At 56.8% G+C, this 18,721-nt stretch carries 17 protein-coding genes; 7 read left to right on the forward strand and 10 right to left on the reverse strand.

Annotated elements, in window-relative coordinates:
* Positions 1-103: 103 nt before the first annotated feature.
* Positions 104-553 carry an L-alanine exporter AlaE gene (gene alaE / locus RTE01_RS21125; RefSeq protein WP_041146844.1) on the reverse strand — a complete coding sequence of 150 codons (450 nt, stop codon included), beginning with the start codon at positions 551-553 and terminating at the stop codon, positions 104-106.
* A 789-nt stretch (positions 554-1,342) separates the two neighbouring features.
* On the opposite strand from alaE, the gene stpA reads away from it, so the two are divergent.
* Positions 1,343-1,738, forward strand: coding sequence for a DNA-binding protein StpA (stpA, locus tag RTE01_RS21135; protein WP_041146843.1), 396 nt, complete (start codon positions 1,343-1,345; stop codon positions 1,736-1,738).
* Positions 1,739-1,806: 68 nt separating this feature from the next.
* Here the strand turns inward: stpA and RTE01_RS21140 are convergent, their stop codons facing one another.
* The 3 genes from RTE01_RS21140 to RTE01_RS21150 all read right to left on the reverse strand — a co-directional run bounded on the left by RTE01_RS21140 (position 1,807) and on the right by RTE01_RS21150 (position 2,946).
* Entirely contained in the window at positions 1,807-1,986 is a 180-nt protein-coding gene (locus tag RTE01_RS21140) for a hypothetical protein (protein ID WP_041146842.1), read from the reverse strand.
* 129 nt (positions 1,987-2,115) lie between these two features.
* Positions 2,116-2,637: a rhodanese family protein gene (locus tag RTE01_RS21145; protein WP_115192073.1), complete on the reverse strand. Its 522-nt coding sequence runs from the start codon at positions 2,635-2,637 to the stop codon at positions 2,116-2,118.
* A 9-nt stretch (positions 2,638-2,646) separates the two neighbouring features.
* Positions 2,647-2,946, reverse strand: coding sequence for an ArsR/SmtB family transcription factor (locus tag RTE01_RS21150; RefSeq protein WP_041146840.1), 300 nt, complete (start codon positions 2,944-2,946; stop codon positions 2,647-2,649).
* 153 nt (positions 2,947-3,099) lie between these two features.
* On the opposite strand from RTE01_RS21150, the gene RTE01_RS21155 reads away from it, so the two are divergent.
* Positions 3,100-3,699, forward strand: a complete 600-nt coding sequence (locus RTE01_RS21155; protein ID WP_041146839.1) for an undecaprenyl-diphosphatase — start codon at positions 3,100-3,102, stop codon at positions 3,697-3,699.
* Positions 3,700-3,729: 30 nt separating this feature from the next.
* On the opposite strand, the gene RTE01_RS21160 is transcribed toward RTE01_RS21155, so the two are convergent.
* Complete coding sequence (locus RTE01_RS21160) at positions 3,730-5,511, reverse strand: sigma-54-dependent Fis family transcriptional regulator (protein ID WP_041146838.1); 1,782 nt, start codon at positions 5,509-5,511, stop codon at positions 3,730-3,732.
* A gap of 262 nt (positions 5,512-5,773) precedes the next feature.
* Here RTE01_RS21160 and exaC point away from each other — a divergent pair, with 262 nt between their 5' ends.
* From exaC to RTE01_RS21185, 5 genes are all read left to right on the forward strand, one after another.
* Entirely contained in the window at positions 5,774-7,294 is a 1,521-nt protein-coding gene (gene exaC, locus RTE01_RS21165; protein ID WP_045857758.1) for an acetaldehyde dehydrogenase ExaC, read from the forward strand.
* A gap of 739 nt (positions 7,295-8,033) precedes the next feature.
* Positions 8,034-8,630, forward strand: a complete 597-nt coding sequence (locus RTE01_RS21170) for a fimbrial protein (protein WP_134527351.1) — start codon at positions 8,034-8,036, stop codon at positions 8,628-8,630.
* 71 nt (positions 8,631-8,701) lie between these two features.
* Complete coding sequence (locus RTE01_RS21175; RefSeq protein ID WP_134527348.1) at positions 8,702-9,367, forward strand: fimbrial biogenesis chaperone; 666 nt, start codon at positions 8,702-8,704, stop codon at positions 9,365-9,367.
* 78 nt (positions 9,368-9,445) lie between these two features.
* Positions 9,446-11,944 (forward strand): fimbria/pilus outer membrane usher protein, encoded by a 2,499-nt coding sequence (locus tag RTE01_RS21180; protein WP_134528614.1) that lies wholly within the window; start codon positions 9,446-9,448, stop codon positions 11,942-11,944.
* A 17-nt stretch (positions 11,945-11,961) separates the two neighbouring features.
* Entirely contained in the window at positions 11,962-13,068 is a 1,107-nt protein-coding gene (locus RTE01_RS21185; protein WP_115192075.1) for a fimbrial protein, read from the forward strand.
* Between the two features lie 19 nt (positions 13,069-13,087).
* On the opposite strand, the gene RTE01_RS21190 is transcribed toward RTE01_RS21185, so the two are convergent.
* The 5 genes from RTE01_RS21190 to RTE01_RS21210 form a co-directional block, all read right to left on the reverse strand.
* Positions 13,088-14,107 carry a fimbrial protein gene (locus RTE01_RS21190; protein ID WP_134527345.1) on the reverse strand — a complete coding sequence of 340 codons (1,020 nt, stop codon included), beginning with the start codon at positions 14,105-14,107 and terminating at the stop codon, positions 13,088-13,090.
* Complete coding sequence (locus tag RTE01_RS21195) at positions 14,107-16,650, reverse strand: fimbria/pilus outer membrane usher protein (RefSeq protein WP_141335344.1); 2,544 nt, start codon at positions 16,648-16,650, stop codon at positions 14,107-14,109. The genes RTE01_RS21190 and RTE01_RS21195 overlap by 1 nt, the downstream gene beginning before the upstream one ends.
* Before the next feature lie 32 nt (positions 16,651-16,682).
* A complete protein-coding gene (locus RTE01_RS21200; protein WP_041146832.1) occupies positions 16,683-17,351 on the reverse strand; it encodes a fimbrial biogenesis chaperone in 669 nt (222 codons plus the stop codon).
* A gap of 40 nt (positions 17,352-17,391) precedes the next feature.
* Positions 17,392-17,943: a fimbrial protein gene (locus tag RTE01_RS21205; RefSeq protein ID WP_134527342.1), complete on the reverse strand. Its 552-nt coding sequence runs from the start codon at positions 17,941-17,943 to the stop codon at positions 17,392-17,394.
* 112 nt (positions 17,944-18,055) lie between these two features.
* Positions 18,056-18,667: a LuxR C-terminal-related transcriptional regulator gene (locus RTE01_RS21210; protein ID WP_134527339.1), complete on the reverse strand. Its 612-nt coding sequence runs from the start codon at positions 18,665-18,667 to the stop codon at positions 18,056-18,058.
* Positions 18,668-18,721: the final 54 nt, after the last annotated feature.

Below are 18,721 nucleotides of genomic sequence, written 5' to 3' on the forward strand. Positions count from 1 at the left end.
GATTTCCGCATTAACGTGCGGGCAAATTACCGCTGAGAGATGATAACAAGGAAGTGGATACAGTGAGCGACTGGCGCGGGCCAGTCGCTGGTTGGTCACCGGCTCAGGCCTTGGCCTGGCGGTAGGCGCTGACGCGGAACAGACGGCGGCAGTAATCAAGAAAGTAGCCATACGCCGCACCCATCAGCATTGAAACGACGATATTCGAACTCACCGCCGCGGCAATCTGATGCCAGTCGGCACCCACGACAAACAGAATCGCGACGTACACCGGCGACTGGAAGGTCACATAGGCGACAACGTCGGCAACATTCTTCATCCAGCCTGAAGGGCTGATATGGCGCGCCAGGCGCATCGCGCGGTCGCGGTAAAAACCGTAGGGCACCGCAATAATAATGTTTACCGGAATCGCCACCAGACGTGAAGATAACGACTGCTCAAAAGTCATTCCGGAGAGGAAAATCTCGATCATCATGTTTACGACGGTGCAGTACACGACCATCGCAAAGGTGTCTGCTACCGCATGACGCAAGCGGGACTGCGCAGAGAACATCGGTACGCTCCTCGAAAATAAAGTCTGTTACGCCAAAAAATGCGCGCTGTTATAGCGTTTTTGGGCTGCCTGTAATGATGCGAGTAGGTTATATCTCTGGCTTGAAGGTGGCAACTAGCTGCAAATTTTTATTTAATGGCTTTTTGTCTATAAAATACTCTGTGGAAGGCTGTTCGCTGAGCGTTTCGTTAGTTTTATGCTGGTCATCGTTTTTATTGTTAATTATCAATAGGTTAATATTGTTATGGTTGTGTTGCGAAAAAGATAATGCCGATGGGGTAGCCCTTAGTTAGCGCGATCTTCGCAGAGAAGCGTGATGCTCATCACTTTTAGATTTATTTGGCTATTTCTGACGCGTAACTCAGCATAAGATGCTGTTATGGACGTTTTTTTTCATTCGTCATTAATGAATGCTTATGCAGGCCCCGGCCGACGTCGCGCGCTTCGCCCATGGCGATATTATGCTAAGGCTTTGCGCATCCCCACTATATACGCATGACGGAGCAGGCGCGCGGCTCAGGGATATTCCTGTTGCGCATCGCCGCACCCTGAAGAGTAATTTCTGCGGGCGGTTTGCCGTTACGCTAATCTGAATAACTCGCAGCGGCTGGTGCTATATTGAACCCAGCCCGTAAAAGCCTGCCGCCTGGGTCGTGTATAAATGAATTCACAACGGGATTATCTTTCTATATTTATACGGGGATATTAAAGGTGGTAATAAATAATCTCAGCTATTAAGATGGTCACGTAATTTTGTTTTATTTGTTATCCGGAGTTTTTTGAAAATTTATGTCTTTAATGTTACAGAAACTGAATAATATCCGCTCGTTGCGGACCATCACGCGTGAATTCTCCATTGACGCTCTTGACGATATGCTGGAAAAACTCAGGATCGTCACTGAAGAAAAACGTACCCAGCAGCAGGCTGAGCATGCGCAGAAAGCTGAATATCAGGAAAAAATTAGCACCTGGCTGGAGCTGATGATGGCCGATGGCATTACGCCTGATGAGCTGCTGGGCCAGAAGACATCGCCGGGAACGAAAGCGCGGCGGCCGCGTCCGGCAAAATATCGTTTTATCGATTTTAACGGTCTGGAAAAAACCTGGACGGGCCAGGGCCGCATGCCGAAGCCGATCGCCCGGGCCCTCTCTGCGGGTAAAACCCTCGAGAGCTTCCTGATTTAATATTTATCCCCGCAGCGACAGGCTCTCTGCGCCAGGGGAAATAACGGTGGGGTGACCCACCGTAAATATCAGCAAACGCCGAAATCGCCGTCTTCGGTATAGGGCGTAACGTCGATCGCTTTGAGGGTAAATTTCTCGCCCTGCTCGTTGCTGGCCTGCACGGCGACAATTTGATCGTCGTTGACGGCCACCACTTTAAGCTTTGGACCGCCCGTTCGCGGCTGTACCAGATCGCCAGGTGAATACATTATCTCTCTCCTCTGCATGAATAATCCGACGCCTCATCCTGCTACCTGCCGTGACCCTGCGTCGCGATTGCGGATATTAACCATAGCTCAGCCGAACGGCAGGAGACAACTGACCTGAGGGAGTAGATATCAGCGTCGGTTCCACGGCATCACCGCCAGCAGCCGCGCCATACCGCAAAAGCCGGTGATCCCGGCGAAGGTCAGCCCGGCACCGACCAACGCGCTCAGCAGGAAAAAGCCGCTGCTGAAGCCGTATCCCAGCACCACGCCGAGAAGTATTAGCCCGCCGGCTGCGATCTGCACCTGACGCATCAGCGGCAGCGGCTGCGATTTATCTTCTGTGACCGGCAGGCCCGCCGCTTTCCAGGCCTGAATGCCGCCGGCCAGCAGCCTGACCTGCGCCGGAGCGGCCGCCGCCAGCAGGCGAATGGCGTTGTTTTGCGTCCGCGAGCCGGCCTGGCAGTGGAAAATAATCGTCTCATCGGCGGTGGTGTGCAGCGTCGCGCCGCCGTTCAGGGCGCTGAGCGGGACCAGCTCGGCGTTGGCAATGTGCTCGCGGGCATACTCATCGGCGTCGCGGATATCAATTAATCTGGCGCCCCGGGCGATTTGCGTCCGGGCTTCTTCGGGAGAAAGGGCGGTGATAGTCATGACGGCTCCTTAAGGGCAATAGATGGCCTTCAGCGTGGCGATAATCTGCTGGACGGCGGGATCGGTGATGAAGTAATGGATGCGCTGCGCCTCGCGCCTGCTGTCGATGAGGCCTTCGTCGCGCATACGCGCCAGATGCTGTGAGGTGGCGGAGGGGCTCAGGCCGGTGATCCGCGCCAGCTCGCCGGCGCTGGCGTGCGGTGCGTCGCAAAGCATGCACAGAATCATCAGCCTGTTGGGGTTGCTCATTGCTTTTAACAGGGCCGCGGCTTCCCCGGCGCTGACCTGCAGCTGCTGTGGTGTGTTCATCTCTTTACTTTAGCATATTCTAAGTTTAGGTAATGCTAAAGTATATGCCCGCGATGCGCCAGCAAAATCAGAATAATTTCCCGACGGTGGTTAAGCGTAACTTAAGCCCCGGTGGTGATAATGACGACAATATTACCGTGATGAGCTATCCCCATGAACTTTTTGGAAATCGTAAACCAGCGTATCTTTTTAGCGCTCAATGCTGCGCCGGGAACCTCGGCCAGCATTTTGTCGCTGGCAGACTTCTTAGCCAACGGGGTTATTTTTGTCGTCCCGGTCATTCTGCTGTGTCAGTGGTTTCTCGGTGGCCGCGGCGGCGGCCACAGGCAGGCGCTGTTTTGCACGCTGAGCATTGTGGCAGCGCTGACGATCGGCGCGCTCTGCGGCTCGCTGTGGTTCCACCCGCGACCGTTTATGATCCCGCTTGGCCATACCTGGATCGATCATCCGGCGGATAACTCCTTCCCAAGCGATCACGGCAGCGTGATGTTCAGCGCGGCGTTTGCGCTGCTCTCGCTGCGCTTACGGGCGCTCGGGTTGGCCGTCCTGCTGATGGCGCTGTCCGTCGCCTGGGCGCGGATTTTTCTCGGCGTGCACTTTCCGCTGGATATGGTGGGCTCCGTGCTGGTCTCCGCCGCGGGCGTTTGCGTGGCGAGAGCGGTCTGGCAGGTCTGCGGTTTGCGGCTGGTGCAGATTTGTGAGGCCGTCGATCGCAAAGTATTCTGCTGGCTGCCGGCACGCTTCAGGTCGTAGCGGCGGCGGGGCGCGAGGCCCCGCAGAGGATTAATTTCGTCCCGATCGCGCGGCCCGGCGATAGAGCGTGCTGCGCGCCACGCCCAGCGCCTGCGCCGCCTTACTGACGTTACCGTTGTAGGTGGTCAGGGTATCGGCAATCAGCTGGCTATCGTGCTGCTGCAGCCCGCGCGGCGCGGCAGGTGCCGGCGCTGCCCGGTACTCTGCGGGCAAATCGTCAACCTCGAGGCGGGCGCCGTCGTCGGCCAGCGCCAGCAGGACCTTCATCAGGCTTTGCAGCTGGCGCACGTTGCCCGGCCAGGGCTGGCGGGCGAGGTTGTCCAGCAGGTCCGGCGACAGCTGCACCCGACGCTGCCCCGCGCCGAGCGCCTGCCATAGCCGCTGGATAAACGCCGGCAGCGCCGGCCAGCCGCGCAGCGGCGGAATGGCCAGGGCAAATTCCCGCAGGCGATAGAACAGATCCTCGCGAAACTCGCCGTCGGCGACGCGCTGGGCCAGGTTACGGTGGGTTGCGCAGATCACCGCGAAGTTGACCGGGGTACTTTGGCTGGCGCCGAGCGGAGTGACCTCTTTTTCCTGCAGCACCCGCAGCAGCCGCGTCTGCAGCAGCATCGGCATATCGCCAATCTCATCCAGGAACAGCACGCCGCCATCGGCCTCGCGGATTTTACCGATATAGCCGTTTTTACTGGCGCCGGTGAAGGCCCCCGGCTGATAGCCAAAGAGCTCTGACTCAATCAGCGATTCGGGAATGGCGGCGCAGTTGATGGCAACAAACTTACCGCTGCGCCAGCGGCTATGCTGGTGCAGCGTACGGCTGACGTACTCTTTCCCACACCCCGTTTCTCCTTCAATGCACAGCGCGATGCCGGCGTTGAGCAGGCGCACCATTTTTTCCCCTTCGCGCGGTCCGGCGAAGGGAAGGTCGACGGTGGGCGGGGCCGACACCGCCACGGCGCTGCGGGTGGGGGCGCGTAGCCGATAGTAGTAGCTTTGTCGGCGAACGGTGAGCGGCAGCGGAACGGTGACCGCGGTTTGCGTCAGCAGCGGAAAGAGCTGCTGGAAGGTGATGTGGCCCAGTTGCTCGCTGCCGAGCCCCAGCTCGCGCATCGCCAGCCGGTTGCCGGCGGTGAGAACGTTATCGGAAAAGACCAGCAGCAGCTCCTCAACGCTGTCGAGCTTTTGCGGCTGCGAGTGCAGGCTCATCAGCCACTGCTGCGGGTGCAGGCTCTGTTTTACCCATAAATACTCGATCTGTTTAGCCGCCTCTTTCACCCATCCCAGGGTATGCGGGTGGGGGAAATGCGCCGGCCCGGAAATATCCAGCACGCCGGCAATTTGCCCGTCAGGGCTCTGAATGGGGATGGCCGCGCAGTAGAGATCCTGGTTGCTGGTGAGAAAATGCTGGCGGCCGTCAATTTCGCAGCTGTCGTCAATCGCCAGCGCGGTGCCGATGGCGTTAGTCCCGCGGCCGCTCTCGCTCCATAAATTTCCCGGCGCGAGGGCAAAGCTCTGCGCCTTCTGCATGGCGTGCATGTTGCCGAAGGTTTGCAGTACCAGGCCGCTGGCATCGGAGAGGATCACCACCGACTGCAGGTCGGCGACTTTTCGCGACAGGGCGCCAACCACCGGCTGCGTGAGCTGCTGCAGCCCGCTATGGCTGGCCAGCAGATCCGCCAGCTCGCCGGAGCGCAGGCGCGGGAACTCATCCGTCGTCGGCTGCAGGCCATACAGCTGGCTGCGAAACCACGAATCGCTGAGCAACGGATTAGCTGTTTCCTCCGGGGCGAGGGTAAACGGGTTTCCTTGCACGGAGCACCTCATGGTCGGTTGAGTTATGTTGCAACATTGTAGCTTTACGGTTTCTTATGTGTTGCGATTTGCGACACAGAAGCAAACATCGCTGACGCAGAAGGAGACACGTCGACGAAGGTTAAGGGTTAATAAACTGATTTTATTATTTATTTTAAAGTGCGATAAAACTGGCATAACCCCTGCAATAGCCTTGTTGCAGCAGGCAAGAGCAAAAAACCAATACGCCGCTGCGCCTCAACCCTACAAGAAGGAGATTGCAATGCGTTATGCTCATCCTGGCACCCCGGGCGCGTTAGTGACGCTCAAATCCGCCTACGGCAACTATATTGACGGCAAGTTTGTCGAGCCGCTCGGCGGCGAATTCTTTATGAATACCTCCCCCGTGGACGGAAGCGATATTGCGCAATTTCCCCGCTCCGATGCCAAAGATATCGATTTTGCCCTCGATGCCGCGCACCGCGCCGCAGAGGCATGGGGAAAAACGTCGGTGCAGCAGCGCTCCAACCTGCTGCTGGAGGTTGCCGATCGCATCCAGAAAAACCTCGAGTACCTGGCGGTAGCGGAGAGCTGGGATAACGGCAAGCCGATTCGCGAAACCCTCAACGCCGATCTGCCGCTGGCGGTCGATCACTTCCGCTATTTTGCCGGCTGCCTGCGCGCGCAGGAGGGCAGCACCGCCGAGATCGACGAAACCACCGTGGCCTATCACTTCCACGAGCCGCTGGGCGTGGTGGGGCAGATCATCCCGTGGAACTTCCCGCTGCTGATGGCGGCGTGGAAGCTGGCGCCGGCGCTGGCGGCAGGCAACTGCGTGGTGCTCAAGCCGGCAGAGCAGACGCCGCTCAGCATTACGCTGCTGCTGGAGATTATCGGCGATATCTTCCCGCCGGGCGTGCTGAACGTGGTGCAGGGATTCGGCAAGGAGGCCGGCGAAGCGCTGGCGACCAGCAAGCGGATCGCGAAAATTGCCTTCACCGGCTCCACGCCGGTAGGCCGGCATATTATGGCCTGCGCCGCGGAGAATATTATTCCCTGCACCGTTGAGCTCGGCGGCAAGTCGCCAAATATCTACTTTGCCGACGTGATGGACGGTGAAGACGAATTTATTGAGAAGGCGGTGGAGGGGCTGGTGCTGGGCTTCTTCAACCAGGGTGAAGTCTGCACCTGCCCATCGCGGGCGCTTATTCATGAATCGATCTACGAGCCGTTTATGGAGCGGGTGATGGCGAAAGTGGCGCAAATTCGCCGCGGCGACCCGTTTGATACCGATACGATGATCGGCGCCCAGGCCTCGCGCCAGCAGTTCGACAAGATCCTGTCGTACATTAAGATTGCCCGCGACGAAGGCGGCCAGATCCTCACCGGCGGCGAGCGCGCCAGCATCACCGCGGAGCTGGATAACGGTTACTATATTCAGCCCACCCTGATCAAGGGGCGCAACGATATGCGCAGCTTCCAGGAGGAGATTTTTGGCCCGGTCATTGGCATCACCACCTTTAAAGATGAAGCGGAAGCGCTGGCGATCGCCAATGAGACCCAGTTTGGCCTCGGGGCCGGCGTCTGGACGCGCGATACTAACCTGGCCTATCGCATGGGGCGCGGGATTAAAGCCGGCCGCGTGTGGACAAACTGCTACCACGTCTACCCGGCCCACGCGGCGTTTGGCGGCTATAAGCAGTCCGGCGTCGGGCGCGAAACCCACAAAATGGCGCTGAACGCCTACCAGCAGACGAAAAACCTGCTGGTGAGCTACGGTACCGCGCCGTTAGGACTGTTTTAACTGAGCGACTAAGCCCACGCTGATTTATATTTGCTAAAAACCGCGCCTGCTTTTGAGGCGCGGTTTTTTTTATTAAATCGTTTACCCACGTTATTAGTGTGTGTTTGCCGCGAAGGCGCGGGATTTAATGCACCGCAGCGAGCGGGATGGCAACATGAAAGATATTCACGGGCAGGCTTTCATTTGAAATATATTCCGCTACAGGAACAGTAATTGTTATTTATTAGCATGGTTATGATTTATGTGGTGACAAAAAAATGAAGGAAATGGTTACTAAGATAATTCTTAATTTAGTCCGATACCCCTTGTGCCGGTATGGAAAAAGCAGGGGGGGAGATAGGGTTATTTGATTAAATTTGTTAATTAATTCCCGCTCTTGTTGTGATTTATTGACGCGGCAGCGGATTTTTTGCGTGAAAAATTAACAAGAGAAATAATATCTTTAATCTTTATTTTATGTGTAAAGTAAAATGCCATTTCATTAACATAACAAGATATTGCGTTTTGTTTTTTGGCAGAATATGATTTAGTGCATGTTAAATACACATTTATAAATTTTACTTAATGGCTTTTCTTTTTTGAGTAAATCAGCTGAGGTGGAATTCTTCTTTGTATATTTGATAACCTGCGGATGGAACGAACGCATTATTAACAAGGAGACCCGGTAAACAGATTTTCACAGGCCAGACTGGTGCTGTGCTTTATCTGTATTAAATCTATATTAGCAATGAGATAAATAATGAAAACCCAAGCACGCATTATGGCAATTCTTGTCGGTACTCTGGTGTCCGGCGCAGTATTCGCAAGCCCTTCTCAGCCTTCCAGCTCCGCAATCACCGTCAACCCCGGCGCTGGCGCCGGCACGCAGAACACCGGCGGTCAGGTTGAGTTCACCGGTGAAATTACCGATACCTCCTGCAATGTTGATAGCACCAGCGCTAATCAGGTCGTCGATCTGGGTAAATGGGCAAGCAGCTATTTCACCGGCGCGGGCTCAGAGACCACCAAAACCGGCTTCCATATCAAAGTGAAAGATTGCCCTGCTTCGGTAACCACCGTGGCGGTGATATTTGACGGCACTCGTGATACCAACAACAGCAACCTGCTGGCGGTAAACGGCGGCGCTCAGGGCGTGGCGATTAAGCTGTATGAAGATGATAAATCGACGGCCATCAACCTCGGCTCGGTCTCGCACCAGCAGGCGGTGACTGCCGGCACTTCCGGGGCCGCCTCCGGGACCGCCGATCTGCAATTCTTCGCCGACTATATTTCGACCAGCGCCGTGTCCGTCGGCCCGGCAAATGGTACGGCCAACTTCAATATGGTTTACAACTAATACGCTCATGAGCAGGCAACGGGCCTGCTCATTCCCTCCGGCATTCCGACTTTGGTTTAATGGTTATCAATATGAAGCAGTTTATCACTGCGGTTGCGGCCGCCTTTTTCCTGTTCTCCGCCGTGGCTCAGGCCGGCATTGTTATGGGCGGCACCCGGGTTATTTATCATGAAGGGAAGCGCGAAGCCTCCATTTCTGTGACCAACGCTGATAACCATTCTCCCTATCTGGTGCAGTCGTGGGTGGAGAATTATGCCGAAGCGGATAAAGGCCCGGTGCCATTTATTGTTACGCCACCGCTTTTTCGCCTCGACCCGGAGCAGGAAAACGTATTGCGTATTAATTTCATTGGCTCACCGCTGCCCTGCGATCGCGAGTCGGTATATTGGCTGAACGTGAAAAGTATTTCCCCGACGCAAAAAGGGGAGGCCAATAAATTACAGGTCAATATTAAATCCAAATTTAAGATTTTCTATCGGCCAAACGGTTTGCACGGCGATCCGGAGAGCGCATGGCAGCAGCTGAAATTTAAACAGGCCGCTCATCGCTTAACCGTTCACAACCCGACGCCCTATTTTGTTTCATTTTTCACGGTTGCCGTTGGCGGCAAAGAAATTACAGAACCCGGAATGGTGGGGCCTTTCGCCGATAAAACGTGGCCGGCCGAAGGTAGCGGAACGGTTAAATGGCGTGCCATTAACGATTTTGGCGGTATTACCGATTACGCCCAGCAGTAGCCCATCACGCTTAATAGATCGCCTGGTCAGGATATTGTGAAAAAGAAGCTCCCGATTATCCCTCATGCTCGTAGCGTGATGAAGGCCCCCAGCGGGGGGATGTTAGCGTTGGCAACCGTTCCGACGCTGCTTTTTACCCTCTGTCAAAGCGGCGCGGCGCGGGCGGACGACTACTTCGACCCGGCTGCCTTAGAGTTTGCCAATCCGCAGCAAAAGACCGCAGACCTGCGCTATTTTGCCAAATCCGGCGGCCAGCAGCCCGGCACCTACCCGGTGAGCATCTGGCTCAACGACCAGCAGGTAGGCCAGGCGCCGGTGGAGTTTGTCGAAGATAGCGGGACGCTACGCCCGGTATTAACCGCCGCGCAGCTGGCGGAGTTCGGGGTCAACGTCAGCGCTTTTTCATCCTTCAACACCCTGCGGGACGGGGAGACCTTTACCCGGATTGAGCGCTATATTCCCGACGCCAGCAGCCGCTTTGACTTTGCCAGCCAGCGCCTGAACCTGGGCATTCCGCAGGCGGCAATGAACGCGCAGAGCCGCGGCTACGTTGACCCGGCGCGCTGGGATGACGGTATTGCGGCGGCGTTTGTTAACTACAACCTGACGGGGGCGCAAACGCAGCAGTCTGAGGACCGCAGCCGCTCAAGCTATTTGAATTTACGCAGCGGCGTTAACCTTGGCGCCTGGCGCCTGCGTAATATCTCGGCGATGCAGTATGACCAGCACTATCGCTGGAGTAGCCAAAGCACCTATTTGCAGCGCGATGTAAAATCCCTCAAAAGCCTGCTGCGAATTGGCGATACCTTCACCACCGGCGAGGTCTTCGATAGCGTGCAGTTTCGCGGCGTTCAGCTGATGTCCGACGATGAAATGCTGCCGGACAGCATGCGCGGCTTTGCTCCGACGATCCGCGGTATGGCGCACAGCAACGCCAGGGTGACCATTTCACAGCATGGCTACGTTATCTACGAAACCTTCGTTGCTCCCGGGGCCTTTGCGATTAAGGATCTCTATCCCACGGCGCAAAGCGGCGATCTTGAGGTGCAGGTAAAGGAGAGCGACGGGTCGGTGCGCACCTTCACCCAGCCCTACTCCGCGGTGCCTTTTATGCTGCGCGAAGGGCGGAGCAAATTTAGCCTCAGCGGCGGGCGCTATCACGCGGGCACGAATTCGGCCCAGTCGCCGGAGTTTTTACAGGGCACCCTGTTTTACGGTCTTCCCGCCCAGTTCACCCTCTACGGCGGCAGCCAGCTGGCGCAGAAGTATCAGGCGTGGGCGCTGGGCGTGGGGCGCGGGTTCGGCGAGCTGGGATCGCTGGGGGCCGACGTCACCTGGGCCACTACCGCCACCGTCGGCGATAAACGCTACGTGGGGCACTCGATTCGCGCGCAGTACCAGAAGGATTTTACCCTCACCGGCACCTCCTTTAACCTCGCCAGCTACCGCTACTCCTCGAGCGGATACTATGACTTCAGCGAAGCCAACGCCCTCGACGACCCGAGCGAGCGGGTGGACAACAAGCGCAGCCGCGAAGAGCTGTCGATTTCTCAATCCGTTGGCGCGGCGAGCAGCCTGGCGATATCCGCCTGGTCGCAGGAGTACTGGCACAGTAAAAGCAGCGATAAGACGGTCCACGTTGGTTTTTACAGCGCGTGGAAGGGCATCTCCTGGGGCGTGGGCTACTACTACACCCGCTCGTCCGACGACGAAAAGGCGGACCGCTCCTGGTCGCTGAACCTCAACGTTCCGCTGGGCGGCTGGCTGAAGGAGAGCGCGGTGAGCTACAGCACTACCACCGACAGCAACGGCCGCTCCTCGCAGCAGGTCGCGATGTACGGTGCGCTGCCGCAGCGGCCCAATCTCTACTACTCGCTGCAGCAGGGCTATGCGAACGGCGGACAGGGCAGCAACAGCAGCGCCGGGCTGGATTATCACGGCGGCTACGGCAGCGCCCAGCTGGGCTATCGGCACGACAGCGCCAGCAACCAGCTGACGTGGGGAGCGTCAGGTTCGGTGGTTGCGCACCCGCATGGCGTTACTCTCGGGCAAACCGTGGGCGACAGTTTTGCCATCGTGCGGGCGCCGGGCGCGGCGGACGTGGCGATCCAGAACGGCACCAACGTGCATACCGACGGGCGTGGATACGCGGTTGTGCCGACGCTCACGGTCTATCGCAAAAACGTAATTACCCTTGATACCGCCTCGATGGCCAACGATACCGACGTGGAGCTGCAGGGACAAACCGTGATCCCCGGCGGCGGCTCCGTGGTGCTGGCTAACTATCAAACCCATATTGGCAACCGCGTGCTGTTCATCCTACGCGATAGCCGCGGGCCGATCCCCTTTGGCGCCAGCGCGCATCTTCGCCAGCAAGAAGAGGCGGAGGGCGCCGCGCCGACAGGAATGGTCGCCGACGGCGGGCAGGCCTATCTGAGCGGGATCCCGGATGACGGCACGCTTGACGTCAGCTGGGACGACCGTAATACCTCGCGAAAATGCGCGCTGCATTTTCATCTGGCTGACCACCAGGCACGGCAAAGCGCGGTAAAAACCGTCAGCGGCCTGTGCCGATAAACCGAAGAGAGATCGCCATGTATAGCGGCTATCGTACGCTGCAGTTTTTGTTCCTGCTGGCTACGGGAATTTACACGCATTACGGATGGGCCGAGAGCTGTGGCGGCAGCGTCGGTCAGATGACCATTAACGTGCAGAATATTAAGTATCTGCCCACGCTGCCGGCCAACACGCAAATGACCAGCGCCATGGCGGACAACGGCGGCGGGATCCACTTTGTCTGCGATCTGCAGCTGCCGACGGCGAGCATGAAGCGCATTATCTATAAACAGCGCAATACCGCCGGCTCGCCGCGGGTGATTAACGGCCAGCACGTCTATGACTCGGCGCTGAGCGGCATGGGCTATTCGCTGGGCTTTCAGTGCGAAGGCGGCGCGATTCGCTACATCGATGGCGGCAGCGCGCCGGCAGGAGGCGAGTCGATGACGGTTTGCGATAGCGCGCAGATGTCGACGCTGCTCGCCCAGCGCGAGACGGTGGTCAAAGCCTATATCACCTTTTATAAAACCGGCGATATTCCGCTGGTCAGCGGCAACCACACCAGCGTTGCCGCCCAGCCGCAGGTGGGTAATTTATATATTGAGAAGCAGGATAGCGGGAGCGCGGGCCACACGCAGAGCTCGCCGGTCAGCATCGACCTCTCCGCCCTTAACGTGGATATTGGCGCCAACGGCAGCTGCCAGGTGACCCGCTCCTCGATTGGCGTCAATCTGGGCACGGTCAATAAGGCGGAGTTCAAAGGCAAAACGACCGTCGCCGGCGCGGCGCAGACGTTTAGCATTCCGGTATTTTGCAGCACCCCGGCCGATATCAGGATTGGCTTTTTCGGCGTCACCGCCGATCCCGGCATCGGCGACGCTTTAGCCCTCGCCCAGGTCGTCGGCGCGGCGAGCGGCGTCGGAATCAAGCTGAGCTACGGCAATAACTCCGCTCCGGCTCCCTCTGCCGGAACCCCGATAAAGATTAACGAGGCCAGCAATCTGCCGGTGCTGAAACATATCACGGCGAGCAGCGCCGCCACCGCGGAGAATATCAACTTCAGCGCCCGCTACGTGCAGACGGGAGACCGGGTGACGCCAGGGCGGGCCAATGGCCTGGCGACCTTTGCCCTGGAATATAACTAAGGGAGGGTCGTGCGCCCGGCTACTGAAAGGTGACGGTAATGGTAGCCGTCGCCGAAAATGCGCCAGTTTTGGGGGCGGTAGTGGTCCACAGTACCCCGGCGAAGTAGGGCTGGGTCAGAGGAACACCGACTTTTATCGGGATTTTTTCCGGGGCGTTCATTTCAATGCGCGGCGTCATAGTGGTGCTTTTGGACAAGATAATGCCAAAACCGCTGTCGCTTTCGGGAAGAACGATCGCCGCATCCTGAATTTTGTTCACCGAGCTGAAGGTGGCAAACAGGTCTTCCGTACCGCAGGCGATACCTGAACCCTTCTGGCTCAGGCCATAGGTCACGGTAAAGGATCTGACTTTCTCCATCTGGCCCGGTCGGGCGTTGCCGGTGGAAAGCGTGCCAAAATCTATTTCGCTTGGGGAGATGGCTACCGTCGGCACGCAGGCCATGGCGTTAATCTGGTTAAGGCCGGTAATCAACAGGTTATAGTTATCCCCGACCCTGCCATTGCGTAACCCCCCTTCGCCGTCTACCTGGAACAGCGAGAGCTTCAGATCTTTGGCGATAACGCCGCTGTTGGTTATCGCGCTGCCCGTCGCGATGATATAAACCTGATAGTTCAAATCGAAGGTCACCGGGATCGCGGTCTGCGTGCAGTCTCCCCGGCAAATTGTCGCCGGACCGATTTCAACCTTTTGCCCGTTTCGCAGCAAATAGTCGGCGCCGTTATAGGTGATACCAATTTTGATAAAGGCGGGCAGGGTGCCGGCCTTGTTGCCCGGATCCAGCCAAAAATAGGCGCTCTCCCCCTTCGGGTGCTTGTCGGTATCGCTGCAGGTAAAGCGGGCGCTTATCGTCGGCGAGACCCATATTTTTTGCCCCGCGATCAGCTCGCTGCTCGACACCTTAATAATATTGCCGATATCAACGGTTTCGCTGATGGTCGAGGTTGTCGTGGCGCAGGTAAGCGCCCGCGCGGGGAGCGCGCTCAGGCCCAGGACTGCGGCCGCGAAGATGAAAAGTAGATGGCGGATGAAATGCTGCATTATGGCCTCGGTAGGTTATCTGCGCAGACTAAGGTTAATTCGCGATAGGCGGTCGGGGTCGGCTCATCGGGCCCGGCCGCCGGCAGCGTGATGGTGCAGCTCTCCTCCGGCAGTTCGCCCCACTTAACCCGCAGGATATCGCCCGGATTGACGCCAGAGACAAACATCTCCCCGCCGGGGCCGACCAGCCCGTTGTTACGGCCGTCGGCGGTATAGAGCAGCGCGCCCGGCGGCGGATAGTCGCCATTGGCTCGCGAACCGTGGATCAGCACGCTCTGGCCGCGGTAGGTCTCAAACTTCACGAGGGCGATAGCCCCGCGAGTCGGAACCGTGCTGCTGACGGCGTTCGGGACGTCGAGCCATTCATCGAAGTCCTGGGTATTGAGCTCAACGGCGTTTGGCCGCCAGGGCAGGGTTTGCGGGACCACCGCGTAGCCGTAGCGATTAATTTTGACGCCGGTCTGGTTGCTGATGCCCACGCCCTCTGCGCCCCTGGCCTCTACCAGGCTAAAGGTGGTGCCCAGCGGCTGGCTGAGGGTAATGCCGCCGCGATGGGCAACCATGCCGCCGGCCAGGTTGGCGCTGACCTGCCTGCCGGCGTTGTTATAGGCGTAGCCGGCGTAAACATTGCCATACTGTCCCTGATAGCCCAGGCTGGCGCTGTTGGTTGATTTTGTCGCCTGGTCATAGGCGGTGGATAAGGCGTAGCTCAGGCGGCCGTCGTCGAGGAGTGAACCGTTGAGCCCGGCCTGCTCGGTCGTCCCCGCGGATTTGCTATGGCTGAGGCTCATCGAGGCGGTGATGCTGTTGCTATCGGCGAAATTAAACGGCACGGAGAGCCTGAGGTTGAGGCTGTTGTCATTCCGGGTGTAGTGATTACGGCTGTTTTGGTAATAGATACCGTAATTTATTTTGCCGATGCTGGAGCTAAACCCGCTCTGCAAGGAGAGATCGCTGCTGGTGCTGTTCCAGTACTTTTGCTGGCTGAAGTTAAGATAGAACGAGCTGTGCTTACCGATTTTCTGGCTGGCCGAGATATCCAGACGATTCTTTTTGTTATACAGCGACGTGCTGTAGTAGGTGTCGGGGCGGTCGTTTTGCCACCGGTAGGGGTCATCGTCGGCAGGCCAGCGATAGTTCGTATAGCTGCCATCGTGCCATCTGCGTCTTTCGATAACGGCATCGGAAAAGCTGTAGTAGCCGGCGGTTGAGTAGCGGTAGCCCGCAACCTGGAAATCGGTGCTGGTGGCGAGAAAGGATTTGGCATACAGAAAACGGATGCTCCCTCCGTCCCGACGGCGGCCGTCCGCCAGCAGCGTAGAGGCGAAGGTGTAGTCCGCCGAAACTGCGCCCGCGTTCCCCATATTGATACCGACGCCCGCAGCGCCCGCGCGATAGTTTTCTGCCGCCAGCCCGCCGCCGTACAGCGTAAAAGCGTTGTTGAGCCCAAAGGAGAGGGTGCTTTGCATAAAGTCCGGGGCGTAGCCGTCTACGCCGTCGTGGTAGCGGCCGGCGGAGATCTGATAGTTCCACATCCCGGATCGCACCAGCTTTGGCAGCGTGGTATAGGCGACGGTAAATGTATTGTGGCTACCGTCCGCTTCGATAACCGTGACGGTGAAGTCGCCGCTGCGATTGACGGCGCTGATGTCGCTAATCTCAAAGGGCCCCGGCGGAACGTTCTCGGAGAAGATGACGTACTTGTTCTGGCGGACTTCGACCCGGGCGTTGCTATTGGCTACGCCCCTGATGACCGGCGCGTAGCCGGTCTGGCTGCCGGGCAGCATTTCGCTATCGCTACCGAGCTGCGCGCCGCGAAACTGGATGCTGTCAAAGACGCTCGCGTCGGTGCTGGTCTGGCCGATTTCCAGGCGGCTGCGCCACGCAATAATGCTGGTTTCGAGGGTGCTGGAAAGACTTTTCCAGCGATCGGTCTGGTCGCTGGTTTTATTCCAGTAGGCGCTGTTGCGCAGGCGCCAGGCGCCAAGATTGAGCCCGCTGTTTAGCGACAGGTACTGATATCTATCGCTTCCCCAATCGCCGTGAGTCTCATCGTGGGTATAGTTATAGTTAATAAAAGCGGCGTTAATTCCGTCATCAAACAGCGCTGGCGACACGTAATCATACGGGCGGGTGAGGACAAACTGCTGCGGGAGGGTGATTGCCAGGCGGTGGCTGGCGATATCGACCTCCAGCCGAGCCTGCGTCAGGTTGTCGACGAGCGGATAGCAGCGTTGGCTATCATCATTAATTTTTACGCCGTAGCGAATATATTCCTCGGCGCTGATACAGGGCGCCAGGCGGCCATTTATCGCGTCCGCCGAGAAGGTTATCTCCCTGCTGTCGACGAGCTTTTCGTTAATATAAACATTAACGTAATAGCGTCCCGGTAGGACGTCGCTTTCGCTGGCGGCAAAATCACGCAGCGCATTCTGATCTATTCCGTTAAGAAAGCGGGCATTATAACGTTCGGCACTCTCAGCGGCGGCGGTGATGGTCATCAGGAGGGCGCTAAACAGATAGCGTAATTTCACTATATCCATCACTCTATCATCCTTAAAGTGAGCGAGACGTTTTAACGCTTAACCGGAATAGCTATTGAAGCGCCGTGGTCATTAATATATTTCATGCTTTTAAGGTGCGCGCCGGCGGGTAGCGTGAGCGACTGGTGGCTATAGGGAGAGAGCATGATGCCGTTAATCGGCACCGTTTTTCCTTTATTATCCGCCAGCTCCATTTTGCTGAGAGTAATATGCAGCGGGCCGTTATTGTTAAAGGTCAGCGTCGTTGCAGAGGATGTCCACTGCATTTTTCGCACTTCATCAGCCAGCGTGGTTTTTATCTCCTGCGGTCGGTAAAAAAGCTTTAGCCGGGTGCGGATTGCGATTTGCAGGACGTTCTCCCCGGCCGCGCTCGGGGGAACTTCCTGAACGTTGACCCAGTACAGGGTCTCGCGGTCGGTCGGCAGCCCGCTGCCTGAGTAAATAAATCTCAGCAGCGCCGACTGCTCGGGGCGCAGTTTGACCAGAGGCGGCGTGACGATAATTGGACGACTCCCGTTGGGGCTCTCTGTTCCGTTATCCAGCCAGGTCTGGACGATATAGTTCCTGCTGCTGGGGTTATTTATTTTCAGGCTTGCCGAACGCTCTTTTCCGGAGTAGATGACTCGCGAAGCTTCCACCTGAATAGCACCCTGGGCCTGAAATACAAAGGTGGCGAATAGTACTGGCAGCAGAATTTTCATCGTTTTCCCTTTTGAATATGCCGTCCCTGGCCGGTGAATATTATTGCTGAATAACGGTAAATCTCGCAGTGGCGTCAGCGATGCCCGACTTAATGTTTGCAGCCTGACCCCAGGCGTAATATGACGCTTTCAGATAAAAGGTACCGCCGCCGTTAGCCGAGGTAACGTGGACTACCGGGTCATTATCTTTATTGAGCGGCTGGTCCAGGGTGACCGGGTTATCATTACGGTCGGTCAGAATAATGCCGACATTCTGCGCGGTGCCTGGGGCGTCGGCATCATCTAAGGCCAGGACGTTAACTTTATTGGCTTCCGTGGCTGAGGTACCGTCAAGCACCAGGTAATAATCCCCCTCCTCGCAGCCGGTAATGGTAATGGTGACCCCCACTTCCGGCCCCTTGAAATCCTGGGTCAGCTTGCTGAGAGGAATTTTCCCCATCGCGACGTCAAGCTCCTGGTTATTCATGCCGTTTACCGTGCAGCTGGAGTTAACCACTTCGCCTTTGAACTTCAGCGTGCCGTCGGCCGCGTTAACGTACTGGCAGGTCGCGCCAATCAGCGCCATTGCGAGGCACAGAGATTTCATTTTCATATACAATTCCTTATGTTATATCGACATGCGTGAAGAACGGTTGTTAGCGATAGCCGGGGGCAGCGCTGCCGGTACGCTATTTTTTATGCTGATGCTGCGTTGTTTATTTCAGTTATAAAGAGTGCAGATAGTTATACAGCCCGGTAATATTTCTGACCTTGAGCTTTTGATAAATATTTCGTCGGTAGTGGCTGATTGTCATATTACTGATATCGGTTGCCTGAGCGATTCTTTTATTGTTAAGCCCACAGATAATATAGGGCAGCAGCGTATCCTCCTGACGACTCAGCTTTAAATGAATATTGCGATCGACGGACCTAATGGTTTGTTTAAACGTATGGCTGACGGTATGCGGGTAAGTATGCCTGAAATAAGCGCGCAGGCGCTGCGTGGCGCTGGCATACTCCAATGCCAGGCTTGAGAGAGCGTTAATAACAATATTCTCAATGGGATCGAGAAGTAAATCCTCTTTGACGACAAAAATAATATCCCCGGTAATATATTTATTCTTTTGCGCAAGCAGGGATGCAAGATGCTGAATGTTGGGATAACTGTAATCAATAACGATCGTTTTGGCCGAATGCAGGTAGTCCTCAGCGGTGGCGCCGAGGTCAGGGAAAACCGCAACGGCGGTGGCGCCGGAATACGCTGATGCAGCGGAGAGTGCCGCAAGGGAGGTAATTCCGCTGGCGAAGTAACTGTTGGCTGTAATAATAACGATCATAATGTATATCCTTATACATCCTGGCTGGTAAAGAGTATGGCGATTTTCATCCGG

The organism is Klebsiella terrigena (assembly GCF_006539725.1).
Lineage (GTDB): Bacteria > Pseudomonadota > Gammaproteobacteria > Enterobacterales > Enterobacteriaceae > Klebsiella > Klebsiella terrigena.

Excerpts from the sequence above, each read along its gene's own strand:
- alaE (WP_041146844.1), bottom strand. The coding sequence starts at position 553 with ATGTTCTCTGCGCAGTCCCGCTTGCGTCATGCGGTAGCAGACACCTTT.
- stpA (WP_041146843.1), top strand. The coding sequence starts at position 1,343 with ATGTCTTTAATGTTACAGAAACTGAATAATATCCGCTCGTTGCGGACC.
- RTE01_RS21140 (WP_041146842.1), bottom strand. The coding sequence starts at position 1,986 with ATGTATTCACCTGGCGATCTGGTACAGCCGCGAACGGGCGGTCCAAAG.
- RTE01_RS21145 (WP_115192073.1), bottom strand. The coding sequence starts at position 2,637 with ATGACTATCACCGCCCTTTCTCCCGAAGAAGCCCGGACGCAAATCGCC.
- RTE01_RS21150 (WP_041146840.1), bottom strand. The coding sequence starts at position 2,946 with ATGAACACACCACAGCAGCTGCAGGTCAGCGCCGGGGAAGCCGCGGCC.
- RTE01_RS21155 (WP_041146839.1), top strand. The coding sequence starts at position 3,100 with ATGAACTTTTTGGAAATCGTAAACCAGCGTATCTTTTTAGCGCTCAAT.
- exaC (WP_045857758.1), top strand. The coding sequence starts at position 5,774 with ATGCGTTATGCTCATCCTGGCACCCCGGGCGCGTTAGTGACGCTCAAA.
- RTE01_RS21170 (WP_134527351.1), top strand. The coding sequence starts at position 8,034 with ATGAAAACCCAAGCACGCATTATGGCAATTCTTGTCGGTACTCTGGTG.
- RTE01_RS21175 (WP_134527348.1), top strand. The coding sequence starts at position 8,702 with ATGAAGCAGTTTATCACTGCGGTTGCGGCCGCCTTTTTCCTGTTCTCC.
- RTE01_RS21180 (WP_134528614.1), top strand. The coding sequence starts at position 9,446 with ATGAAGGCCCCCAGCGGGGGGATGTTAGCGTTGGCAACCGTTCCGACG.
- RTE01_RS21185 (WP_115192075.1), top strand. The coding sequence starts at position 11,962 with ATGTATAGCGGCTATCGTACGCTGCAGTTTTTGTTCCTGCTGGCTACG.
- RTE01_RS21190 (WP_134527345.1), bottom strand. The coding sequence starts at position 14,107 with ATGCAGCATTTCATCCGCCATCTACTTTTCATCTTCGCGGCCGCAGTC.
- RTE01_RS21195 (WP_141335344.1), bottom strand. The coding sequence starts at position 16,650 with ATGGATATAGTGAAATTACGCTATCTGTTTAGCGCCCTCCTGATGACC.
- RTE01_RS21200 (WP_041146832.1), bottom strand. The coding sequence starts at position 17,351 with ATGAAAATTCTGCTGCCAGTACTATTCGCCACCTTTGTATTTCAGGCC.
- RTE01_RS21205 (WP_134527342.1), bottom strand. The coding sequence starts at position 17,943 with ATGAAAATGAAATCTCTGTGCCTCGCAATGGCGCTGATTGGCGCGACC.
- RTE01_RS21210 (WP_134527339.1), bottom strand. The coding sequence starts at position 18,667 with ATGATCGTTATTATTACAGCCAACAGTTACTTCGCCAGCGGAATTACC.